The sequence below is a fragment of the Pseudomonas sp. SbOxS1 genome (assembly GCF_013416725.1).
Lineage (GTDB): Bacteria > Pseudomonadota > Gammaproteobacteria > Pseudomonadales > Pseudomonadaceae > Aquipseudomonas.
This window is the reverse complement of the sequence record NZ_JAAVXC010000013.1, coordinates 1-21877: the sequence shown is the minus strand read 5'-3', so window position 1 is coordinate 21877 and position 21877 is coordinate 1. Positions and strand designations below refer to the sequence as shown.

Sequence of the window (21877 nt, the reverse complement as noted above, 5' to 3'; positions counted from 1 at the left end):
ATGGAACGCATCGATCATGCATTGCCGTGGAGCCACCTGGGCAGCGAACGCCGGATTTCGGTGTTTCGCTTCGGCAATGGCGAGCGCAAGGCCTACATCCAGGCCAGCCTGCACGCCGACGAGTTGCCGGGCATGCGCACGGCTTGGGCGCTGAAAAAACGCCTGGCCGAACTTGAAGCCCAAGGTCTGTTGAACGGTGTGATCGAGCTGGTGCCGGTGGCCAATCCACTGGGCCTCGGTCAGTTGCTGCAGGGCAATCATCAAGGGCGTTTCGAGGCCGGTAGTGGCAAGAATTTCAACCGCGATTTCGTTGAGTTGAGCGCGCCAGTGGCTGCGCAACTTGATGGGCACCTGGGTGATGATCCGCACGCCAATATTCGTTTGATTCGCCAGGCCATGAGTGATCACCTGGCGGCATTGCCGGAGGCGAGCAGCCAGTTGCAAGGCATGCAACGTGTGCTGCTCAGCCACGCCTGCACCGCCGATGTGGTGCTGGACCTGCATTGCGATGCCGAAGCGGCGTTGCACATGTACGCCTTGCCACAGCACTGGCCGCAGTGGCGTTCTCTCGCCGCGCACCTGGATGTGAAGGTTGGCCTGCTGGCGGAAGATTCCGGCGGCAGCTCTTTCGATGAAGCCTGTTCGCTGCCGTGGTTGCGTCTGGCGCGTCTGTTCCCGGACGCGCTGATTCCGCTGGCGTGCCTGGCGACTACCATTGAACTGGGTGGCCAAGCCGACACCGGTCGCGCGGAATCCGAGGCTCACGCCGAAGGCATCCTGGCGTTCCTCGCCGAGCAGGGTCTGATCAGCGGTGAGTGGCCGAACGCGGCGCACGAACCTTGCGAAGGCCTGCCGTTCGAAGGCACCGAACTGCTGTTCGCGCCGCATCCCGGTGTGGTGAGTTTCCTGCGCAAGCCCGGTGAATGGGTTGAGGCGGGCGATGAGATTTTCGAAGTGATCGATCCGCTGGCGGATCGGGTCAGCACGGTGTGTGCTGGTACGTCCGGGGTGCTGTTTGCCATTGAACGGCTGCGTTACGCCCAACCCGGTTTCTGGCTGGCCAAGGTGGCGGGGCGCGAAGCGCTGCGTCACGGGCGCTTGCTCAACGACTGACTGACTGTTTTTGTGAGAACCGACCGCATGTACAAGCTTGAAGTCCAAGACCTGCATAAACGCTATGGCAGTCACGAAGTGCTCAAGGGCGTGTCCCTGAAAGCGGCGGCTGGCGATGTGATCAGCATCATCGGCTCCAGTGGCTCCGGCAAAAGTACCTTCCTGCGCTGCATCAACCTGCTGGAGCAGCCGCACGCGGGCAAGATCCTGCTCAACAACGAAGAGTTGAAGCTGGTGGCGAACAAGGACGGCGCGCTGAAGGCCGCCGACCCGAAACAGCTGCAACGCATGCGTTCGCGCCTGTCGATGGTGTTCCAGCACTTCAACCTGTGGTCGCACATGACCGCGCTGGAAAACATCATGGAAGCGCCGGTGCACGTACTCGGTGTGTCCAAGGCCGAAGCTCGCGAAAAGGCCGAGCACTACCTGAACAAAGTGGGCGTCGCTCATCGTAAAGATGCCTACCCGGGCCACATGTCCGGCGGCGAACAGCAGCGCGTGGCGATTGCCCGTGCGCTGGCGATGGAGCCTGAGGTGATGCTGTTCGACGAACCGACCTCGGCCCTCGACCCGGAACTGGTCGGCGACGTGCTGAAGGTCATGCAGGCCCTGGCCCAGGAAGGCCGGACCATGGTCGTGGTGACGCACGAAATGGGCTTCGCCCGTGAAGTGTCGAACCAGTTGGTGTTCCTGCACAAAGGTGTCGTTGAAGAAAGTGGCAACCCGCGTGAGGTGCTGGTCAATCCACAGTCCGAACGTCTGCAGCAATTCCTTTCGGGTAGCCTCAAGTAATCAGAGCTGCCGTTGTGCACCGCGATAGTGCATGCTTCGCAGTCTAAAGGCTGGCCCCGATCCTCTGTAGGAGCTGGCTTGCCAGCGAAAGCGGTGTGTCAGATACGATCTCTGCCTCTGACACACCGCTTTCGCCGGCAAGCCGGCTCCTACAGTGATCTGTGTTGGTTTTGCGATTTGTGTTCATTTACGGGCTAGCATTGGCCCATGCCTTCATCACTGTTCTTTGCTTCGGATCGCTCGCCCATGACTGCCCATCGAATAGGTTTCCTGATTTGGCCCAGCACAAAAGCACTGACGCTTGCGCTGGCTGAGGAGGCCTTGCGGGTTGCCCAGCGTGTGCATCCGGACGTGGTCTACGAACTGTCGTTCCTGCAGGCCGAACCGCAGGGCGAAGGCCAGTGGCAATTGCCCGGTGAACCCTGGACCGGCAAGCTGGAAAACTTCCAGAAACTGTTCCTGCTCGCCGACGAGCCACCGACCAGTCTCGCCCCGGCGCTGAGCAGTGCGCTCAAGCAGTTGGTGCGTGCCGGTTGCGTGATCGGCGGCCTGTCGGCCGGTGTTTATCCATTGGCGCAACTGGGTTTGCTCGACGGTTACCGCGCCGCGGTGCACTGGCGCTGGCAGGATGATTTCGCCGAACGCTTCCCGAAAGTCATCGCCACCAGTCATCTGTTCGATTGGGATCGCGATCGCCTGACTGCGTGTGGTGGCATGTCGGTACTCGACTTGCTGTTGGCGGTACTGGCTCGCGATCATGGCGCGGAACTGGCCGGTGCGGTGTCCGAAGAACTGGTGGTCGAGCGGATTCGTGAGGGCGGTGAGCGCCAACGCATTCCGCTGCAGAACCGCCTGGGTTCCAGCCATCCAAAGCTCACCCAGGCGGTGTTGCTGATGGAAGCCAATATCGAGGAGCCGCTGACCACCGACGAAATCGCCCAGCACGTGTGCGTGTCCCGTCGGCAACTGGAGCGGATCTTCAAGCAATACCTCAACCGCGTGCCGAGCCAGTACTATCTGGAACTGCGCCTGAACAAGGCCCGTCAGATGCTGATGCAAACCAGCAAGTCGATCATCCAGATCGGCCTGTCCTGTGGCTTCTCCTCGGGGCCGCATTTCTCCAGTGCCTATCGCAACTTCTTCGGCGCCACGCCGCGCGAAGATCGCAACCAGCGGCGCAGCAGCAGCCCGTTCGAATTGTCTTCGGTGCCGTCCGAACGCGGCTAACCGTCCCTCCCTGTAGGAGCTGCTGAAGGCTGCGATCTTTTGACTTTGTTTTTAACAGTCAAAAGATCGCAGCCTCGTTTCACTCGACAGCTCCTACACAGCTCCTGCAGGGGCAATTAGTTATCCCTGTCTACAACCTTCGGCTGGGGCATCGGGGTCGGCCAATCAAAACCCGCAGTCGCTCTGCCGTTAACTGCTTCGTACAGTTAAACTGCGCCTTTGCGACCCTATTTGTCGCATTGCCATAAACCCGGGAATAACCGGGTTTGGCGCTATAAGAAGTTGTCGCTTGGCGGCAAGGCCGGGCTGAAAACTGTCCTTACAATCCCCCCATCGCTCGCCAGTTTCAGGCGGGTGTTCCTCTTCAGGAGACTCCGATGTCCGTTGAGCACGCTGCGGTAGAACGCGCCGATTTCGACCAGGTAATGGTTCCCAACTATGCACCAGCCGCCTTCATTCCCGTGCGTGGCGCCGGTTCCCGCGTTTGGGACCAGTCCGGTCGCGAGCTGATCGACTTCGCCGGCGGGATCGCCGTCAACGTATTGGGCCACGCGCATCCGGCGCTGGTCGGTGCCTTGACCGAGCAGGCCAACAAGCTGTGGCACGTGTCCAACGTGTTCACCAATGAGCCGGCCCTGCGCCTGGCCCATAAGCTGGTCGATGCCACCTTTGCCGAGCGTGCCTTCTTCTGTAACTCCGGCGCCGAAGCCAACGAAGCGGCCTTCAAGCTGGCCCGTCGTGTCGGTTTCGACCGCTTCGGCAGCGAGAAGTACGAAATCATCGCCGCGCTCAACAGCTTCCACGGCCGTACCCTGTTCACCGTCAACGTCGGTGGCCAGTCGAAGTACTCCGATGGCTTCGGTCCGAAAATCACCGGTATCACCCATGTGCCGTACAACGACCTGGCCGCGCTCAAAGCCGCCATTTCCGACAAGACCTGCGCCGTGGTACTGGAGCCGATCCAGGGCGAGAGCGGCGTGATCCCGGCCGAACTCGAATACCTGCAAGGCGCCCGCGAGCTCTGCACCGCGCACAACGCGCTGCTGATCTTCGACGAAGTGCAAACCGGCATGGGCCGTACCGGCCATCTGTTCGCCTACCAGCATTACGGCGTAATTCCGGACATCCTGACCAGCGCCAAGAGCCTGGGCGGCGGTTTCCCGATCGCGGCAATGCTGACCACCGAAGACCTGGCCAAGCACCTGGTCGTCGGCACCCACGGCACCACCTACGGCGGCAACCCGTTGGCGTGTGCTGTCGCCGAAGCCGTGATCGATGTGATCAACACCCCGCAAGTGCTGGCTGGCGTCAACGCCAAGCACGACAAGTTCAAGGCGCGCCTGGAGCAGATCGGCGAGAAGTACGGCCTGTTCACCCAGGTCCGTGGCATGGGCCTGTTGATCGGTTGCGTGCTGAGCGATGCCTGGAAAGGCAAGGCCAAGGACATCTTCAACGCCGCTGAAAAAGAAGGCCTGATGGTGCTGCAAGCCGGCCCGGACGTGGTGCGTTTCGCGCCAAGCCTGGTGGTCGAAGACGCGGACATCGACGAAGGCCTGGACCGCTTCGAACGTGCCGCGGCAAAACTGACGCAAGCCTGATAGGCCCTTCGGCGCCTGATCGTTCAGGCGTCGAACCCAATTTTTATGCCGGGCCAGCCTTGACGCATCACCCCTGTGTAGGAGCTGGCTTGCCAGCGAAGGCGGCCGATTAATCGCCGCGAGGCTTTCGACCGTCTTCGCTGGCAAGCCAGCTCCTACAAAGGGGCGTTTCAGGGCAACCCCGGTATTTTTTCCTCCGTCGACCAATCGGGTCGACCTGTTTCTTGATTAAGGAGTGACACCATGCTGGTGATGCGCCCCGCGCAAATGGCTGATCTGGGCGAGGTACAGCGTCTGGCTGCGGACAGCCCGATTGGTGTCACTTCCTTGCCGGATGACGTTGAACGACTGAGCGACAAGATCGCCGCGAGCGAAGCCTCGTTCGCCGCCGAAGTCAGCTTCAACGGTGAAGAGAGCTATTTCTTCGTGCTCGAAGACACGGCCACCGGCAAGTTGGTGGGCTGTTCGGCGATCGTCGCCTCGGCGGGGTATTCCGAGCCGTTCTACAGTTTCCGAAATGAAACCTTCGTGCATGCCTCCCGCGAGCTGAAGATCCATAACAAGATCCACGTGCTCTCGCAGTGCCACGACTTGACGGGCAACAGCCTGCTCACCAGTTTCTACGTGCAGCGCGAGCTGGTGGGTTCGCCTTGGGCCGAGCTCAATTCCCGTGGCCGCCTGCTGTTCGTCGCCAGCCACCCGGAGCGTTTCGCCGATTCGGTAGTGACCGAGATCGTCGGCTACAGCGATGAAAATGGCGACTCGCCGTTCTGGGATGCCATCGGTCGCAACTTCTTCGACCTCAACTACGCCGAAGCCGAGCGTCTGTGTGGCCTGAAAAGCCGGACCTTCCTCGCCGAACTGATGCCGCATTACCCGATCTATGTGCCGTTGCTGCCGGACTCCGCGCAAGAAGCGATGGGCCAGGTGCATCCGCGGGCGCAGATCACCTTCGACATCCTGATGCGCGAAGGCTTCGAAACTGATCACTACATCGACATCTTCGACGGCGGCCCGACCCTGCATGCCCGTGTCTCGGGGATCCGTTCGATCGCCCAGAGCCGCGTGGTGCCGGTGAAGATCGGTGAGCCGGTCAAGGGTGCCGGTCGCCAGTACCTGGTGGCCAATGCCCAGTTGCAGGATTACCGCGCAATCATGCTCGAGCTCGATTACGCGCCGGGCAAACCCGTGACCCTGGATCTGGAAGCGGCCGAAGCCCTGGGCGTCGGTGAAGGTGCCAGCGTGCGCCTGGTGGCGGTTTAACGCCTGCTTCAAAAAATGCCTGAAAAGCGGCGAGTTTCACGGGTGGCGCAAGCGGCCCGTTTGAGGAGATAGCATGATCGTTCGTCCCGTACGCAGCAGCGATTTACCCGCTCTGATCGACCTGGCCCGCAGCACCGGCACCGGCCTGACCACCTTGCCGGCCAACGAAGAGCGTCTGGCCCACCGGGTTGGCTGGGCCGAGAAGACCTTCCGCGGCGAAGCCGGGCGGGGCGATGCGGACTACCTGTTCGTGCTCGAGGACGACAACGGCCGCGTGGTGGGCATTTCCGCCATCGCCGGCGCCGTGGGCCTGCGTGAGCCCTGGTACAACTTCCGGGTCGGCCTGACGGTCAGCGCTTCGCAAGAGCTGAACATCTACCGCGAGATCCCGACGCTGTTCCTGGCCAACGACCTGACCGGCAATTCCGAGCTGTGCTCGTTGTTCCTGCATGCCGATTACCGCAGTGGCCTCAACGGTCGCATGCTGTCCAAGGCGCGGATGCTGTTCATCGCCGAGTTCCCGCAACTGTTCGGCAACAAGATCATTGCCGAGATGCGCGGGGTTTCCGACGCAGCCGGGCGTTCACCGTTCTGGGAGAGCCTGGGCCGGCATTTCTTCAAGATGGAATTCAGCCAGGCGGACTACCTGACCGGCGTGGGCAACAAAGCCTTCATTGCCGAGCTGATGCCGAAGTTTCCGCTGTACACCTGCTTCCTGTCGCCTGATGCGCGCAACGTGATTGGCCAGGTGCACCCGGACACCGAGCCTGCCTTGTCGATGCTCAAGAGCGAAGGCTTCAGCTATCAGGGCTACGTCGACATCTTCGACGCAGGCCCGGCCATCGAGTGCGAAACCGGCAAGATCCGCGCAGTGCGCGACAGCCAGGCGCTGGTACTGGCCATCGGCACGCCGGGCGACGACGCCACGCCGTTCATCATTCACAACCGCAAGCGCGAAGACTGCCGCATCACTGCCGCTCCGGCACGTCTGGCCGCCGGCACCCTGGTGGTCGACCCGCTGACCGCCAAACGTCTTCAACTCAACGCTGGCGACCAAGTGCGCGCCGTGGCGTTGTCCGCTGCTCGGGAGTCGAAATAATGAAGTCGCTATACATTGCAGGTGAATGGCTGGCAGGTGGGGGCGAAGCCTTCGAGTCGCTGAACCCGGTGACCCAGCAGGTGCTGTGGTCCGGCACCGGTGCCACCGCTGATCAGGTCGAGTCGGCCGTGCAGGCTGCGCGCCAGGCGTTCCCGGGCTGGGCCCGTCGGACCCTGGAAGAACGCATTGCGGTGCTCGAAGCTTTCGCCGCGGCATTAAAGAGCAACGCTGACGAACTGGCTCGCACGATCGGTGAGGAAACCGGCAAGCCCCTGTGGGAATCGGCCACCGAAGTCACCAGCATGGTCAACAAGATTGCGATCTCGGTGCAGAGCTACCGTGAGCGCACCGGCGAGAAGAGCGGCCCGCTGGGCGACGCCACCGCGGTGCTGCGTCACAAACCGCACGGCGTGGTGGCAGTGTTCGGCCCTTACAACTTCCCGGGCCACTTGCCCAACGGGCATATCGTGCCGGCGCTGCTGGCCGGTAACACCGTGCTGTTCAAGCCGAGTGAGCTGACGCCGAAAGTCGCCGAGCTGACGGTCAAGTGCTGGATCGAGGCCGGTTTGCCGGCGGGCGTGCTGAACTTGCTGCAGGGCGCTCGCGAAACCGGTATCGCCCTGGCGGCGAACCCGGGCATCGACGGCCTGTTCTTCACCGGTTCGAGCCGCACTGGCAATCACCTGCACAATCAATTCGCCGGTCGTCCGGACAAGATCCTGGCGCTGGAGATGGGGGGCAACAACCCGCTGGTGGTGGATCAGGTCGCCGACCTCGATGCCGCGGTCTACACCATCATCCAGTCGGCATTCATCTCTGCCGGCCAGCGCTGCACCTGTGCCCGCCGCTTGCTGGTGCCGCAAGGCGCCTGGGGCGATACATTGCTGGCGCGTCTGGTGGCGGTGAGCTCGTCGATTGAAGTCGGCGCGTTCGATCAGCAACCAGCACCCTTCATGGGCTCGGTGATTTCCCTCGGCGCGGCAAAAGCGTTGATGGATGCCCAGGAACATTTACTGGCCAACGGCGCCGTGGCGCTGCTGGAAATGACCCAGCCTCAAGCCCGCGCCGCCTTGTTGACCCCTGGGATTCTGGACGTCACGGCAGTAGCCGATCGCCCGGACGAAGAGCTGTTCGGTCCGTTGTTGCAGGTGATCCGCTACGCTGATTTTGAAGCGGCGATCGCTGAAGCCAACGACACCGAGTATGGCCTGGCGGCCGGCCTGCTGTCGGATTCCGAAGCGCGCTACCAGCAGTTCTGGCTGGAAAGCCGTGCCGGTATCGTCAACTGGAACAAGCAATTGACCGGTGCCGCCAGCAGCGCGCCATTCGGTGGCGTCGGCGCCTCGGGCAACCACCGCGCCAGCGCCTATTACGCCGCGGATTACTGCGCGTACCCGGTGGCCTCGCTGGAAACTCCGAGCCTGGTGTTGCCCGCAGCGCTTACGCCTGGCGTGAAGATGGCGTGATGCCAATCGCGGGCAAGCCCGCTCCCACAAGGTCCGAGTCGAACACAAAATGTGTGAACGCTGCTGAACCTGTAGGAGCGAGGCTTGCCCGCGAAGGCCGCGACGCGGTCTTGCTGAATTGTTACCTGAAGCCATAACAACAGATTCTCGTGGAGCCTCGCTGATGAAATCCTATGAAGTCAATTTTGACGGTCTAGTGGGGCCGACCCATAACTACGGCGGCCTGTCCTACGGTAACGTCGCGTCCCAGAGCAACAGCCAGCAGTCTTCCAATCCCAAGGAAGCGGCGCTTCAAGGCCTGGCGAAAATGAAAGCGCTGATGGACATGGGCTTTCAACAAGGCGTGCTGGCGCCACAAGAGCGCCCGGACGTGGCGGCACTGCGTCGCCTGGGTTTCAGTGGCACCGACGCTCAAGTCATCGAGCGCGCCGCCAAGGAAGCCATGCCATTGCTGGTCGCCAGTTGCTCGGCATCGAGCATGTGGGTGGCCAACGCCGCCACCGTCAGCCCGAGCGCCGATACCGCGGATGGCCGCGTGCATTTCACCGCCGCCAACCTCAACTGCAAATACCACCGCAGCATCGAACATCCGACCACCAGCCGCGTGCTGGGCGCCATGTTCGCCGACCAGAAGCACTTCGCCCACCACGCCGCCTTGCCGGCCGTGGCGCAGTTCGGTGACGAAGGCGCGGCCAACCACACGCGTTTCTGCCGCGAATACGGCAAGGCCGGTGTCGAATTCTTCGTGTTCGGTCGTAGTGCCTTCGACACTCGCTACCCGGCACCGCAGAAATACCCGGCGCGCCAGACCCTCGAAGCGTCCCAGGCGGTCGCGCGCCTGCACGGCCTGAGTGATGACGGCGTGGTCTACGCCCAGCAGAATCCGTCGGTGATCGACCAGGGCGTGTTCCACAATGACGTGATTGCCGTGGGCAATGGCGAAGTGTTGTTCTATCACGAGGACGCGTTCCTCGAGACCGACAAGATGCTCGCCGAATTGCAGGGCAAACTCGCCAAGGTCGGTGGGAAATTTCAATCGGTGTGCGTACCGCGTTCGGCGGTCAGCGTCGAAGACGCGGTTCGCTCCTACCTGTTCAATAGCCAGCTGCTGACGCGTCCTGACGGCTCCATGCTGTTGATCGTGCCGGAAGAGTGCCATGGCAACGAGCGCGTATGGCAATACCTGCAGGGCTTGACCAGCTCCGGCGGCCTGATCCGCGAAGTGAAAGTCTTCGATCTCAAGCAGAGCATGCAGAACGGCGGTGGCCCTGCTTGCCTGAGGTTGCGTGTCGCGCTCAACGAAACCGAGCTGGCGGCCGTCAACCCAGGGGTTATCATGACGGCACCGTTGTACGGCACTCTGACCGAATGGGTCGAGAAGCACTACCGCGACCGCATGACCGAAAACGATCTGGCGGACCCGCAATTGCTGCTTGAGTGCCGGACGGCACTGGATGAACTGACACAAATCCTTAAACTGGGCGCGGTTTATCCATTCCAGATCAATTGATCGACGGCGCGCTTTCGGGCCCGACAGCGCGCCGCTTCATCTCAAACGAGAGCGTATTTACATGAGCGACAAACTGCAGCTGATCCTTGAAGACACCGACGGCACGCAACTGGAAACCTCCTGCACCCGCGTCGCGGTCATGTGGCAAGGCAAAGAGCTGTGGATCCAGCACGATGGCCGTGGCCAATTGCTGATCGGCGTGGACGTCGAAGAAGGCGACGCCGAATACGCCAACCTGCTGCTGCGCCCATTGGCGACTAATCTGGTAAGTCTGCAACTGGAGATGGAACCGGCTGACCTCGGCGACGACGAGGAACACGTCCACGGCCCGGATTGCAATCACGACCATTAAGGAAACCGCTCTATGCTCGCCCTCGGCAAACTGCTTGAACTGACCCTCGCCGGCCGCGAACCGGCGGAGAAGACTCAACTGACTGTCGAAGGCGTGCGCATGCGCTGGTTGAGCGAAGGTGCGCTGGAAGTGCGGCCACCGCTGGCTCGCGACAATGGCCTGGACCTGCTGTTATCGGCCGGTATCCATGGCAACGAAACAGCGCCGATCGAACTGCTCGATCGCCTGTTGCATGACATCGCCCGCGGCGACCTGAAGCCGCGTGCCCGTATTCTGTTCCTGTTCGGCAACCCTGAAGCCATTCGCAAGGGCGAGCGTTTCGTCGAGCAGGACGTCAATCGGTTGTTCAACGGCCGTCACGAACAAAGCAGCGGCTCCGAAGCGCTGCGCGCCTGTGAACTGGAGCGCCTGGCGGCCAGTTTCTTCAGCCTGCCGGATCGTCAGCGGCTGCACTACGATTTGCACACGGCGATTCGCGGCTCGAAAATCGAGCAGTTCGCCTTGTACCCCTGGAAGGAAGATCGCCAGCATTCGCGCCAGGAACTGGCCCGGCTGCGCGCCGCGGGCATGGAGGCGGTGCTGTTGCAGAACAAGCCGTCCATCGTCTTCAGTTCCTATACCTACGACAAGCTCGGTGCCGAGTCCTTCACCCTTGAATTGGGTAAGGCGCGGCCGTTCGGGCAGAACGACGGGGTGAATGTCTCCCTGCTGGAAAACCGTCTCAAGCAGATCATCGAAGGCACCGAGCCCGAATTGGCTGAAGAGGCGCTGGACGGTTTGCAGCTGTTCAGCGTGGCACGGGAAATCATCAAGCACAGCGACAGCTTCCGCCTGAACCTGCCAGTGGACATCGAGAATTTTTCGGAACTGGAAGTGGGTTACCTGCTGGCGGAAGACATCGCCAATACCCGCTGGATCATCGAGGAGGAGGGCGCCCGGATCATCTTCCCGAACCCCAAGGTGAAGAATGGCCTGCGTGCCGGCATCCTGATCGTGCCGACCACCGACGAAAACCTCGCCTGAAGTCCACGTAGGACCAATGTGGGAGTGAGCCTGCTCGCGATAGCGGAGTATCAGTCGCCATAAATTTCGACTGTCAGTCCGTCATCGCGAGCAGGCTCGCTCCCACAGGTTTTGTGTTTAGACGGCTACGGCACGCGGCTCGGTGCGACGCAGCGAGCGGATCTTCAGCAACGTATCCGCGCACGTCTTCGCTGCTTCCTGACCCTTATGCACGAAATGCTCGAAGAAGAACTTATGATGCAGTTCTTCACCCGCATGGAAGTGGTGCGGAGTCAGGGACACCGAGAACACTGGCACTTCGGTTTCCAGCTGCACCTGCATCAGGCCGCTGACTACCGACTGGGCGACGAATTCGTGGCGGTAGATCCCACCGTCTACTACCAGGGCGGCCGCGACGATACCGGCATAACGGCCGGTCTTGGCCAGCAACTTGGCGTGCAGGGGCATTTCAAAGGCGCCGCCGACTTCGAAGAAATCGATGTCTGATTCCTGATAACCCTGGGCAATCATTTCGGCGACGAAACCTTTACGGCTCTGGTCGACAATGTCTTTGTGCCAGCAGGCCTGGATGAACGCAACGCGTTCGCCGTGATGGTGTTTGCTTTTGCTGTCGATTGCGGTGGGTTGCATGTTCTGATTCCTGTTTGTGTGAAAAACAGGGCTTATGAATCGAATGGGATTTAAGGGTACGCACGCTCGCATGAGTGCCTGCGGACGGCCCTTTGGCGCCAATCCCGTTCTCTCTTCATCCGGACTATGACCGTCGGCCCCGGGATCACACCGGGTCTGCTGACCTTGTCGCCATGCACGGCAAAAACCGTGTCTGTCACCAAGCGCTCGCGGGCTATGCGTGTTGCACGCAATTACCGCCGGTGGGGAGTTGCACCCCGCCCTGAGAACGTTTTGCCGCCAGATAGTTAGGCGGCGAAGCTTTTTTATCACATATTTCTTTTCTGTGCATGGCTGCTATTTGATGATTGCTATCGAGTTTTTCGTCGAACCAGCAAGTCGTTTGCTTTCCAAGGGTTGAATATTGGTTGGCGTGGCCGCAGTACTTCCCGTCTGAAAGGGATTTTCCCCAGCTAACCGAGGCCAGATTCATGAGCGTTATCGATCTTCGCAGCGACACCGTCACCCAACCCACCCTTGGCATGCTCGACGCGATGGCCACCGCCGTCACCGGTGACGATGTATATGGCGAAGACCCGACGGTCAATCGACTGGAGGCTGAGCTGGCAAAACGCCTGGGTTTTGCCGCGGCACTGTTCGTCCCTACGGGCACCATGAGCAACCTGCTGGGCTTGATGGCCCATTGCGAGCGCGGTGACGAATACATCGTCGGCCAGCAGGCGCACACCTATAAGTACGAAGGCGGCGGGGCGGCGGTGCTCGGTTCGATCCAGCCACAGCCTCTAGAGGTACAGGCCGATGGCTCGCTGGACCTTTTGCAGGTGGCCGCGGCGATCAAGCCCGACGACTTCCACTTTGCCCGCACCCGCTTGCTGGCGCTGGAAAACACCATGCAGGGCAAAGTCCTGCCCTTTGAGTATCTGGCCCGGGCCCGCAGCTTCACCCGCGAACACGGCTTGCAACTGCATCTGGACGGTGCGCGCCTTTACAACGCGGCGGTCAAGCTGGGTGTCGATGCCCGGGAAATCACCCGGCATTTCGATTCCGTCTCGGTGTGCCTGTCCAAAGGCCTGGGCGCGCCGGTGGGTTCGGTGCTGTGCGGTTCGGTCGAGTTGATCGGCAAGGCACGGCGCCTGCGCAAGATGGTCGGCGGCGGCATGCGCCAGGCCGGGATCCTCGCAGCGGCGGGCCTGTACGCGCTGGACCATAACGTCCAACGCCTGGCCGACGACCACGCCAATGCCCAATTGCTGGCGCAAGGCCTGCGTGCAGCAGGTTTTGAGGTCGAGCCGGTGCAGACAAACATGGTTTACGTCGCTATGGGTGACAAGGCCGAAGCGCTCAAGTCATTTGCCGCCGAGCGCGGGATCAAGCTCAGTGCTGCCGCTCGTCTGCGCATGGTCACGCACATGGACGTCAGCGCTGCGCAAATCGAGCAGGTCGTCGCGACATTCGTCGACTTTTCCAGTAAGTGATAGCGTTAGCGCTCCAATTGACCGTTTCTATCGTATAAACACGCTGTACCCCGCGCGCAGGGCCGATATAATGCGGCCCTTTGCCGTCGTTTCGTCTGTTGACGTTTCGAACAGGCCTTTGGCCGCAGCCTCCGTGGAAGAACCTAATGAAAAGCGCAGAAATCCGTGAAGCCTTCCTTCGCTTCTTCGAAGAGCAAGGCCACACCCGTGTAGCCTCCAGCTCTTTGATTCCGGGCAACGACCCAACCCTGCTGTTCACCAACGCGGGGATGAACCAGTTCAAGGACTGCTTCCTGGGCCAGGAAAAGCGCGCGTACACCCGCGCCGTCAGCAGCCAGAAATGCGTGCGCGCCGGCGGCAAGCACAACGACCTGGAAAACGTCGGTTATACCGCTCGTCACCACACCTTCTTCGAAATGCTGGGTAACTTCAGCTTCGGTGACTACTTCAAGCGTGACGCCATCACCTACGCCTGGAACTTCCTGACTTCCGACAAGTGGCTGAACCTGCCGAAGGAAAAGCTCTGGGTCACCGTCTACGCCAGCGATGACGAGGCGTACGACATCTGGACCAAGGAAATCGGGGTTCCGGCCGAGCGCATGGTTCGCATCGGCGACAACAAGGGCGCGCCGTACGCCTCCGACAACTTCTGGACCATGGGCGATACCGGCCCGTGCGGTCCTTGCACCGAGATTTTCTACGATCACGGCGCCGACATCTGGGGCGGCCCACCGGGCTCGCCGGAAGAAGACGGCGACCGCTACATCGAAATCTGGAACAACGTGTTCATGCAGTTCAACCGCACCGCCGACGGCGTGTTGCACCCGCTGCCAGCACCGTCGGTGGACACCGGCATGGGCCTGGAGCGGATCAGTGCCGTGCTGCAGCACGTTCACTCGAACTATGAAATCGACCTGTTCCAGAGCCTGCTGAGCGCATCGGCCAAGGCCATCGGTTGCACCAACGACGCCCAGGCTTCCCTGAAAGTCGTGGCTGACCACATTCGTTCCTGCGGTTTCCTGATCGCCGACGGCGTGCTGCCGTCCAACGAAGGTCGCGGGTATGTGCTGCGCCGGATCATTCGTCGCGCTTGCCGTCATGGCAACAAACTGGGTGCCAAGGGCAGCTTCTTCTACCAGATCGTCGCGGCCCTGGTCGCCGAGATGGGCGAAGCCTTCCCGGAACTGAAGTCCCAGCAGTCGCACATCGAGCGCGTGCTGAAAGCCGAAGAAGAGCAATTCGCCAAGACCCTGGAGCAGGGCCTGAAAATCCTCGAGCAGGATCTGGCCGAACTGAAAGGCGACGTGGTACCGGGCGACGTGGTGTTCAAACTCTACGACACCTACGGTTTCCCGATGGACCTGACCGGCGACATCGCTCGCGAGCGCAGCCTGACCATCGACGAAGCAGGTTTCGAGCGCGAAATGGAAGCCCAGCGCGTCCGTGCCCGTTCGGCCAGCTCCTTCGGCATGGACTACAACAGCCTGGTCAAGGTTGATGTGGACACCGAGTTCACCGGCTACACCGCTCACAGCGGTTCGGCAAAAATCGTTGCTCTCTATAAAGACGGGCAATCGGTCGACGTCCTGAATGAAGGCGACGAGGGTGTGGTCATCCTGAACCAGACGCCGTTCTACGCCGAATCCGGTGGTCAGATCGGTGATTGCGGCTTCCTCCAGGCTGGCGCTGCGCGTTTCGACGTGCGCGACACCACCAAGACCGGCGGCGCGTTCCTGCACCACGGTATTCTGGATTCAGGCAGCCTGATCGTCGGTGCTCCGGTCGAGACTCACGTCGATGCCGAAGTGCGTCATGCGACGTCGTTGAACCACTCGGCGACTCACTTGTTGCACGCTGCATTGCGTCAGGTGCTGGGCGATCACGTCCAGCAGAAAGGCTCGTTGGTCGACAGTCAGCGCCTGCGCTTCGACTTCAGCCACTTCGAAGCCATCAAGCCTGAACAGCTGAAAGCGCTGGAAGACATCGTCAACGCCGAGATTCGCAAGAACTCCGAAGTTGAAACCGAAGAAACCGATATCGAAACCGCCAAGCAGAAAGGCGCCATGGCGCTGTTCGGCGAGAAATACGGCGACAACGTGCGCGTGCTGAGCATGGGCGATTTCTCCGTCGAGCTGTGCGGTGGTATCCACGCCAACCGTACCGGCGACATCGGCCTGCTGAAAATCATCAGCGAAGGCGGTGTGGCTTCTGGCGTGCGTCGTATCGAAGCGGTGACAGGCGCTGCGGCACTGGCTTACCTGAATGCTGCGGAAGAGCAACTCAAGGAAGCGGCCAGCCTGGTCAAGGGCAGCCGCGACAACCTGATCGACAAGCTGTCGGCTGTGCTGGAGCGCAACCGTCTGCTGGAGAAGCAACTCGAGCAGTTGCAAGCCAAGGCCGCCAGTGCGGCGGGTGACGACCTGTCGGCGCAAGCCCTGGACGTCAAGGGCGTGAAAGTGCTGGCCGTGCGTCTGGACGGGCAGGATGGCAAGGCGCTGTTGGCGCTGGTCGATCAACTGAAAAACAAACTCGGCCGCGCAGTGATCCTGCTCGGCAGTGTCCATGAGGAAAAGGTCGTTCTGGTTGCAGGCGTAACCAAAGACCTGACTGGCCAACTCAAAGCCGGTGATTTGATGAAACAGGCCGCTGCGGCAGTGGGCGGGAAGGGCGGTGGTCGTCCAGACATGGCGCAAGGCGGCGGTACCGACGCTGGCGCCCTGGATGCGGCACTGGCGCTGACCGTTCCGTTTGTAGAGCAGGGTTTATAAGGCAGTGCCTGCGGCCCGCAGTCTAGTGGCGGGCCGCAACGCTGTTTGAGTGATTATTTGGGCGCCCTTCATGGGCAGAGGCGGCTTTGAAATGGCTTTGATCGTACAGAAATTTGGAGGCACCTCGGTCGGCACCGTCGAGAGAATCGAGCAGGTTGCCGACAAGGTTAAGAAATTCCGCGATGCCGGCGATGACCTGGTGGTTGTGCTGTCTGCAATGAGCGGCGAAACCAACCGTCTGATCGATCTGGCCAAGCAAATCAGTGGCGGCGATCAACCGGTTCCTCGCGAGCTGGACGTGATCGTCTCCACCGGTGAGCAGGTGACGATTGCCCTGTTGGCCATGGCGTTGATGAAGCGCGGTGTACCAGCGGTGTCCTACACCGGCAACCAGGTACGGATCCTGACGGATAGCGCACACAACAAAGCGCGTATCCTGCAGATTGACGACCAGAAGATTCGCGGTGACCTGAAGGCCGGTCGTGTGGTGGTTGTCGCCGGTTTCCAGGGCGTCGACGAGCACGGCAACATCACCACCCTTGGTCGTGGCGGTTCCGACACCACCGGTGTGGCCCTGGCAGCGGCCCTGAAGGCTGACGAATGCCAGATCTACACTGACGTCGATGGCGTCTACACCACCGACCCGCGTGTCGTGTCCGTGGCCCAGCGCCTGGACAAGATCACCTTCGAAGAGATGCTGGAAATGGCCAGCCTCGGTTCCAAGGTGCTGCAGATCCGTGCGGTGGAGTTCGCCGGCAAGTACAACGTCCCGCTGCGCGTATTGCACAGCTTCAAGGAGGGTCCGGGCACCCTCATTACTATTGATGAAGAGGAAACCATGGAACAGCCGATCATTTCCGGTATCGCTTTCAACCGCGATGAAGCCAAGCTGACCATCCGTGGCGTGCCAGACATCCCGGGCGTTGCCTTCAAGATTCTCGGCCCGATCAGCGCCGCGAACATCGAAGTCGACATGATCGTGCAGAACGTCGCGCACGATAACACCACCGACTTCACCTTCACCGTGCACCGCAACGACTACCAGGCGGCGCAAACCGTGCTGGAGAAAACCGCTGGCGAGCTGGGTGCCCGTGAGGTCATCGGCGACACCAAGATCGCCAAGGTGTCGATCGTCGGCGTTGGCATGCGTTCCCACGCAGGCGTCGCCAGCCGCATGTTCGAAGCGCTGGCCAAGGAAACAATCAACATCCAGATGATCTCGACCTCGGAAATCAAAGTCTCCGTGGTGATCGAAGAGAAGTACCTGGAACTGGCTGTGCGCGCCTTGCACACGGCTTTCGAACTGGACGCACCGGTCCGCCAGGGCGAGTGATGCGTTTGCCAAAGGGCGCGGTCTGACCGCGCCCTTTGTTTTTTTGCACGGCGCGACCCCAAGGCTGTTCTTTTGCTCGCGCTGGTCAATACTCAGGCATGTAGGCCTTCGACCACTTTGGTTGTAGGTCGAGTGCCTTTTTTTTGCAGACTGTTGTCCCTGAAAATGTAATGCGTGAGGAGAAAGGTATGCTGATTCTGACTCGTCGGTGCGCAGAAAGCCTGATTATTGGTGATGGCGAAATCACCGTGACCGTGCTCGGCGTCAAAGGAAATCAAGTGCGCATCGGTGTCAACGCCCCGAAAGAGGTTGCGGTCCACCGTGAGGAAATCTACCTGCGGATAAAGAAAGAGAAGGACGAAGAACCAAGCCATTAATTTTTATCGTTTTTTATGTTTGCAAACGGGGAAAAGGTTGGTTAAGATACGCCCCGTGTTGCGGAGAGCTGGCCGAGTGGCCGAAGGCGCTCCCCTGCTAAGGGAGTACACCTCAAAAGGGTGTCGGGGGTTCGAATCCCCCGTTCTCCGCCATTATTTGCGTAGTACGTCGTAATCTGGCTTTTTCGGTAAGTTGTTGAAATTACTAGAAAAAGTGTTTGACATAGAGATTAGACGGCCTATAGTGCGCGGCAACAAATGCACTCGTAGCTCAGCTGGATAGAGTACTCGGCTACGAACCGAGCGGTCACAGGTTCGAATCCTGTCGAGTGCACCATTTAAGAGTTGTTTACAGCAATGTGAATGACTTGGCTTCAACCAGTTGTGGTCTGGTATGAAAACACAAATGCACTCGTAGCTCAGCTGGATAGAGTACTCGGCTACGAACCGAGCGGTCACAGGTTCGAATCCTGTCGAGTGCACCATACAAACAAAAAGCCCGCCTTTAAAGCGGGCTTTTTGCTGTCTGGGATTTGGCTTTTCCTTTCGTGCATCCTCTCTCGTCAGACTCGATGCTGGCGCTGCGACCTCGCCTGGTCTGATAGTGGTAGCGCGTGCTTGAGTTGTGAATGCTGAACTTGTCTGGCTTGCCCAGAGCGCTCTCGACGTCCTGTTGGCTCATGCCGACGATCACGTGCTGATTGATGAGCGCTGCCCGGTGCTGATCGGGGTTCCACATGCAGGGCTGGTACCTGCATTTTCCATCGCCAGTGTGTTTTCTTTTCGAGATGAGTCGTCGCACTTTCATGTGTCAGGCGCGCGCTCAAGATTGTTTCGCAAGCGCTTGTTTCAGCCGCGATTTTTTAACGTTTTCAGCCGCCAGTCGGTGTATGATTGCGCCCGTCAGCCCCGCCGGGGCTTTTGGATTACCTCCATGGACTTACCCAGTAGTTACTCAATACCCCGATTTTCCAATCATGAATTGACTGATTGATCCTTCCGGCGCACCCCGCTGCTGGGAGTGGAGTTCGCCTATGTCTGAAGTAGAAGTAAAGAAAACGCAAGAAAGCTTGCAGGACCGCCTGGCTCAAGTTGTTGAGCTGTTGCAGCGTCAGCGAGTGGTTGAAGACCTGACTCATCGCCAGGAAGGTCCACATCAGGATCGAGTCGAAAACCTGGTTCACCGGCAAAATCTCGTTGAGCTGCAACGCAAGCTCGATGACCTGCACTCCGCCGACGTCGCCTATATTCTTGAAGCCCTGCCGCTGGATGACCGCCTGACGCTCTGGCAGTTGGTCAAGGCTGATCGCGACGGCGACATCCTGCTCGAAGTATCCGATTCTGTTCGTGAAACCCTGATCGCCGACATGGACGATCACGAGCTCCTGGCGGCGGCCAAGGACATGGATGCCGACGAACTGGCCGACCTGGCTTCCGAGCTGCCACGGGATGTCGTCCATGAGCTGATGGAGACCCTTGACGCTCAGCAGCGCGAGCGTGTTCGCTCGGCATTGTCCTATGACGAAGACCAGGTCGGCGCGCTGATGGACTTCGAAATGGTCACCATCCGCGAGGATGTCAGTCTCGAAGTGGTTTTGCGCTACCTGCGACGCCTCAAGGAGCTGCCAGGCCATACCGACAAATTGTTCGTGGTTGACTACGACGGCGTACTCAAGGGGGTGCTGCCGATCAAGCGCTTGCTGGTCAACGATCCGGATAAGCAGGTTTCCGAGGTCATGGCCAGCGATCCGGTGAGTTTCCATCCGGATGAAGAGGCCTATGATGCTGCCCAGGCGTTTGAGCGTTACGACTTGATCTCGGCACCCGTCGTCGACAAGAACGGCAAGCTGATCGGCCGTCTGACCATCGATGAAATGGTCGACCTGATTCGTGAAGAGAGCGAAAACGAAGTTCTCAACATGGCGGGTCTGCGTGAAGAAGAGGATATTTTCGCGTCGGTCTGGAAGTCCCTGCGTAACCGCTGGGCCTGGCTGGCAGTGAATCTGATCACCGCATTTGTGGCGTCCCGGGTGATCGGTCTGTTCGAAGGCTCCATTGAGAAGCTGGTGGCGCTGGCTGCATTGATGCCGATCGTTGCGGGTATCGGAGGTAACTCCGGTAACCAGACCATCACCATGATCGTTCGGGCTATGGCGCTGGACCAGGTGAGTACGGGTAACACTTCGCGGCTGATGCGCAAGGAGCTGGCGGTTGCCTTGATCAACGGCGTGATCTGGGGTGGTGTGATCGGTGCGGTTGCCTACCTGTTGTATGGCAGTTGGTCGCTCGGTGTGGTGATGACCGCTGCCATGACCCTCAACCTGTTACTTGCGGCATTGATGGGGGTCTTGATTCCGATGACGCTGGCGCGACTCGGGCGAGATCCTGCCATGGGGGCCAGTGTGATGATTACCGCCATGACCGACAGTGGTGGCTTCTTTATCTTCCTTGGGTTGGCGACGATTTTCCTGCTCTGAGGCACTTGTTTTGCAGCCCGCCCTACGGCGGGCTTTTTTATGGCTGAATTTCGGACAAAAAAAAGCCAGCGATCAGGCTGGCTTGAGCTTGCGGGGACGAATCAGGAAGCGTCTGCGGTCATTTCGGCGTCATGGGCGATCAGTGAAACAAGCGCATTTTGCTGACGATGAGACAGTTGGCGGAAACGCTGGAGCAGTTCACGCTCGTGCAATGACAGCTCCGGGCTGTCCAGGCGCATGCTTAGCTCTTCGCCCAGTGCGCCTTCCTGAATGAGACTCTGCTCCAGGCGCGCAATGATTTCGGAGTTCATGCTGCGGTGATGATTGCGAGCCACCTCGGCAATGCGTTCACGCATTCCGTCTGGCAGACGTACGACGAACTTGTCAGCCGTACGGCTGGAATAAATTGCCTGTTTCAATGGGCGCATATATTTAACCGGTTAGTTCAGGGGAGCGGTTCTCGGGATTGGCCGCAGGATGTCTGATAGGACAAGCGCTCTGGCCAAATGTTCAACCTGAATTGATAGAGGCTCGTATCATGCCTCAAGTTCGCCAGTTCATTGGCGTCAATTCTGTGACAAATATTGAGCTGGATAAAGGCGTTCTGCCAGCACCAATTGTCAGAAATGCGGACTGGTCTTGAAAATTTACCGATCCGTGTCTCTGGTCGCGTCCTTTGCCCCCGCAGGACTTCTGAAAAAACCGAGGGGCATCCCATGCGAATTCGATCACTCTTCCTTATCTGTACAGGATAGTGGCAAATGGCCGATTTACTAGTGGCATGCGTGTAACGAGAGTCATTTAGGATGGGTGGCAGGCTGATTTTCAAGAGGCTGTCTTCCTTGGCGGGGAAGGCGCTGGTTCTCTTCTGGCTTGGGCATGAAAACTTCAAGCTCTCGCGTGACATCTGCCTACACTTAAAAAGCCCACGGATGACATGACAAAGGCAGGCTCGCCCGTTAACATGCACGCCGTCTATCGCTACGCGTATCTTCGCGGGCATCTTGTGTCTCAGTAGCTCAATTGGATAGAGCATCCCCCTCCTAAGGGGAAGGTTGGCAGTTCGAACCTGCCCTGGGACACCATTCAAATCCAGCCTCCAGCAGTTCATGATTCGCTCGCCAGACTTTATGGGGTCAGGGTGCAGGGCAAATGGATTGCTTCGGGCGAAAATCATCAATGCCGTCTCTGTCGCGCCGTAGCTCGAGCTGTCGGGCAGGCTTGCCTATTCTGCTTTCGGTTTGGTCTCTTCTATATAGAGGGGAGGGCGGCTTTTCCTGTCTCCAGTAACTTCTCGATAGAAAAGCCAAATCAATGCTTGACGGCAGATTCTGGAGGCCTATAATTCGCCCCACTTCCGGCGCAGTCGAAACG

General features: G+C 59.8%; 18 protein-coding genes, 4 tRNA genes, 1 pseudogene and 1 riboswitch. Of the genes and pseudogenes, 20 read left to right on the top strand and 3 right to left on the bottom strand.

The window, feature by feature from the left end; translation table 11 throughout:
- The 10 genes from HFK74_RS15760 to astE all read left to right on the top strand — a co-directional run bounded on the left by HFK74_RS15760 (nt 1) and on the right by astE (nt 11443).
- On the top strand, nt 1-1113 hold the full coding sequence (locus HFK74_RS15760) for a M14 family metallopeptidase (protein WP_180204310.1): 1113 nt from the start codon (nt 1-3) through the stop codon (nt 1111-1113).
- 27 nt (nt 1114-1140) lie between these two features.
- Nucleotides 1141-1905 carry an ABC transporter ATP-binding protein gene (locus HFK74_RS15755; RefSeq protein WP_007971015.1) on the top strand — a complete coding sequence of 255 codons (765 nt, stop codon included), beginning with the start codon at nt 1141-1143 and terminating at the stop codon, nt 1903-1905.
- A 246-nt stretch (nt 1906-2151) separates the two neighbouring features.
- Nucleotides 2152-3132 (top strand): transcriptional regulator ArgR, encoded by a 981-nt coding sequence (argR, locus tag HFK74_RS15750; RefSeq protein ID WP_180204309.1) that lies wholly within the window; start codon nt 2152-2154, stop codon nt 3130-3132.
- A gap of 377 nt (nt 3133-3509) precedes the next feature.
- Nucleotides 3510-4730, top strand: a complete 1221-nt coding sequence (locus HFK74_RS15745; RefSeq protein ID WP_180204308.1) for an aspartate aminotransferase family protein — start codon at nt 3510-3512, stop codon at nt 4728-4730.
- A 243-nt stretch (nt 4731-4973) separates the two neighbouring features.
- Entirely contained in the window at nt 4974-5993 is a 1020-nt protein-coding gene (gene aruF, locus HFK74_RS15740; protein WP_008058001.1) for an arginine/ornithine succinyltransferase subunit alpha, read from the top strand.
- A gap of 73 nt (nt 5994-6066) precedes the next feature.
- Entirely contained in the window at nt 6067-7092 is a 1026-nt protein-coding gene (astA, locus tag HFK74_RS15735; protein WP_180204307.1) for an arginine N-succinyltransferase, read from the top strand.
- Entirely contained in the window at nt 7089-8558 is a 1470-nt protein-coding gene (astD, locus tag HFK74_RS15730; RefSeq protein WP_180204326.1) for a succinylglutamate-semialdehyde dehydrogenase, read from the top strand. The genes astA and astD overlap by 4 nt, the downstream gene beginning before the upstream one ends.
- A 163-nt stretch (nt 8559-8721) precedes the next feature.
- Nucleotides 8722-10068: an N-succinylarginine dihydrolase gene (gene astB, locus HFK74_RS15725; RefSeq protein ID WP_008057985.1), complete on the top strand. Its 1347-nt coding sequence runs from the start codon at nt 8722-8724 to the stop codon at nt 10066-10068.
- Between the two features lie 61 nt (nt 10069-10129).
- Nucleotides 10130-10420 carry a hypothetical protein gene (locus HFK74_RS15720; RefSeq protein ID WP_008057983.1) on the top strand — a complete coding sequence of 97 codons (291 nt, stop codon included), beginning with the start codon at nt 10130-10132 and terminating at the stop codon, nt 10418-10420.
- A 12-nt stretch (nt 10421-10432) separates the two neighbouring features.
- Nucleotides 10433-11443: a succinylglutamate desuccinylase gene (astE, locus tag HFK74_RS15715; RefSeq protein ID WP_008057982.1), complete on the top strand. Its 1011-nt coding sequence runs from the start codon at nt 10433-10435 to the stop codon at nt 11441-11443.
- A gap of 117 nt (nt 11444-11560) precedes the next feature.
- On the opposite strand, the gene HFK74_RS15710 is transcribed toward astE, so the two are convergent.
- The gene (locus HFK74_RS15710; RefSeq protein ID WP_008057981.1) at nt 11561-12073 is read right to left on the bottom strand and encodes a 6,7-dimethyl-8-ribityllumazine synthase; all 513 of its coding nucleotides are present in this window, start codon (nt 12071-12073) and stop codon (nt 11561-11563) included.
- 102 nt (nt 12074-12175) lie between these two features.
- Nucleotides 12176-12347: riboswitch (FMN riboswitch) on the bottom strand.
- 196 nt (nt 12348-12543) lie between these two features.
- On the opposite strand from HFK74_RS15710, the gene ltaE reads away from it, so the two are divergent.
- The 7 genes from ltaE (at nt 12544) to HFK74_RS15675 (ending at nt 18511) form a co-directional block, all read left to right on the top strand.
- Entirely contained in the window at nt 12544-13548 is a 1005-nt protein-coding gene (gene ltaE, locus HFK74_RS15705; protein ID WP_180204306.1) for a low-specificity L-threonine aldolase, read from the top strand.
- Nucleotides 13549-13694: 146 nt separating this feature from the next.
- Nucleotides 13695-16316: an alanine--tRNA ligase gene (alaS, locus tag HFK74_RS15700; protein ID WP_180204305.1), complete on the top strand. Its 2622-nt coding sequence runs from the start codon at nt 13695-13697 to the stop codon at nt 16314-16316.
- Between the two features lie 91 nt (nt 16317-16407).
- Nucleotides 16408-17649 (top strand): aspartate kinase, encoded by a 1242-nt coding sequence (locus tag HFK74_RS15695; protein ID WP_008057978.1) that lies wholly within the window; start codon nt 16408-16410, stop codon nt 17647-17649.
- 188 nt (nt 17650-17837) lie between these two features.
- A complete protein-coding gene (gene csrA, locus HFK74_RS15690) occupies nt 17838-18026 on the top strand; it encodes a carbon storage regulator CsrA (RefSeq protein WP_002554426.1) in 189 nt (62 codons plus the stop codon).
- Between the two features lie 62 nt (nt 18027-18088).
- Nucleotides 18089-18179, top strand: a tRNA-Ser gene (locus HFK74_RS15685).
- Between the two features lie 107 nt (nt 18180-18286).
- Nucleotides 18287-18363: transfer RNA gene (locus HFK74_RS15680), tRNA-Arg, on the top strand.
- Nucleotides 18364-18434: 71 nt separating this feature from the next.
- A tRNA-Arg gene (locus HFK74_RS15675) sits at nt 18435-18511 on the top strand.
- 20 nt (nt 18512-18531) lie between these two features.
- Here the strand turns inward: HFK74_RS15675 and HFK74_RS33185 are convergent.
- A pseudogene (locus HFK74_RS33185) lies at nt 18532-18750 on the bottom strand (cell envelope protein SmpA); the annotation flags it as partial.
- Here HFK74_RS33185 and HFK74_RS15670 point away from each other — a divergent pair.
- Entirely contained in the window at nt 18652-19020 is a 369-nt protein-coding gene (locus HFK74_RS15670) for a hypothetical protein (protein ID WP_180204304.1), read from the top strand. The pseudogene HFK74_RS33185 and the gene HFK74_RS15670 overlap by 99 nt on opposite strands.
- A gap of 40 nt (nt 19021-19060) precedes the next feature.
- Nucleotides 19061-20503 (top strand): magnesium transporter, encoded by a 1443-nt coding sequence (gene mgtE / locus HFK74_RS15665; RefSeq protein WP_008066576.1) that lies wholly within the window; start codon nt 19061-19063, stop codon nt 20501-20503.
- Nucleotides 20504-20604: 101 nt separating this feature from the next.
- On the opposite strand, the gene HFK74_RS15660 is transcribed toward mgtE, so the two are convergent.
- A complete protein-coding gene (locus HFK74_RS15660) occupies nt 20605-20931 on the bottom strand; it encodes an Arc family DNA-binding protein (protein WP_008066583.1) in 327 nt (108 codons plus the stop codon).
- A 580-nt stretch (nt 20932-21511) separates the two neighbouring features.
- On the opposite strand from HFK74_RS15660, the gene HFK74_RS15655 reads away from it, so the two are divergent.
- Nucleotides 21512-21588: transfer RNA gene (locus HFK74_RS15655), tRNA-Arg, on the top strand.
- Nucleotides 21589-21877: the final 289 nt, after the last annotated feature.

Bases quoted from the DNA above. Each gene is read 5' to 3' on its own strand.
- HFK74_RS15760 (WP_180204310.1), top strand. From the start codon at position 1: ATGGAACGCATCGATCATGCATTGCCGTGGAGCCACCTGGGCAGCGAA.
- alaS (WP_180204305.1), top strand. From the start codon at position 13,695: ATGAAAAGCGCAGAAATCCGTGAAGCCTTCCTTCGCTTCTTCGAAGAG.
- csrA (WP_002554426.1), top strand. From the start codon at position 17,838: ATGCTGATTCTGACTCGTCGGTGCGCAGAAAGCCTGATTATTGGTGAT.
- HFK74_RS15660 (WP_008066583.1), bottom strand. From the start codon at position 20,931: ATGCGCCCATTGAAACAGGCAATTTATTCCAGCCGTACGGCTGACAAG.
- ltaE (WP_180204306.1), top strand. From the start codon at position 12,544: ATGAGCGTTATCGATCTTCGCAGCGACACCGTCACCCAACCCACCCTT.
- astE (WP_008057982.1), top strand. From the start codon at position 10,433: ATGCTCGCCCTCGGCAAACTGCTTGAACTGACCCTCGCCGGCCGCGAA.
- HFK74_RS15720 (WP_008057983.1), top strand. From the start codon at position 10,130: ATGAGCGACAAACTGCAGCTGATCCTTGAAGACACCGACGGCACGCAA.
- HFK74_RS15695 (WP_008057978.1), top strand. From the start codon at position 16,408: ATGGCTTTGATCGTACAGAAATTTGGAGGCACCTCGGTCGGCACCGTC.
- HFK74_RS15745 (WP_180204308.1), top strand. From the start codon at position 3,510: ATGTCCGTTGAGCACGCTGCGGTAGAACGCGCCGATTTCGACCAGGTA.
- argR (WP_180204309.1), top strand. From the start codon at position 2,152: ATGACTGCCCATCGAATAGGTTTCCTGATTTGGCCCAGCACAAAAGCA.
- aruF (WP_008058001.1), top strand. From the start codon at position 4,974: ATGCTGGTGATGCGCCCCGCGCAAATGGCTGATCTGGGCGAGGTACAG.
- HFK74_RS15755 (WP_007971015.1), top strand. From the start codon at position 1,141: ATGTACAAGCTTGAAGTCCAAGACCTGCATAAACGCTATGGCAGTCAC.
- astB (WP_008057985.1), top strand. From the start codon at position 8,722: ATGAAATCCTATGAAGTCAATTTTGACGGTCTAGTGGGGCCGACCCAT.
- astA (WP_180204307.1), top strand. From the start codon at position 6,067: ATGATCGTTCGTCCCGTACGCAGCAGCGATTTACCCGCTCTGATCGAC.
- mgtE (WP_008066576.1), top strand. From the start codon at position 19,061: ATGTCTGAAGTAGAAGTAAAGAAAACGCAAGAAAGCTTGCAGGACCGC.
- HFK74_RS15710 (WP_008057981.1), bottom strand. From the start codon at position 12,073: ATGCAACCCACCGCAATCGACAGCAAAAGCAAACACCATCACGGCGAA.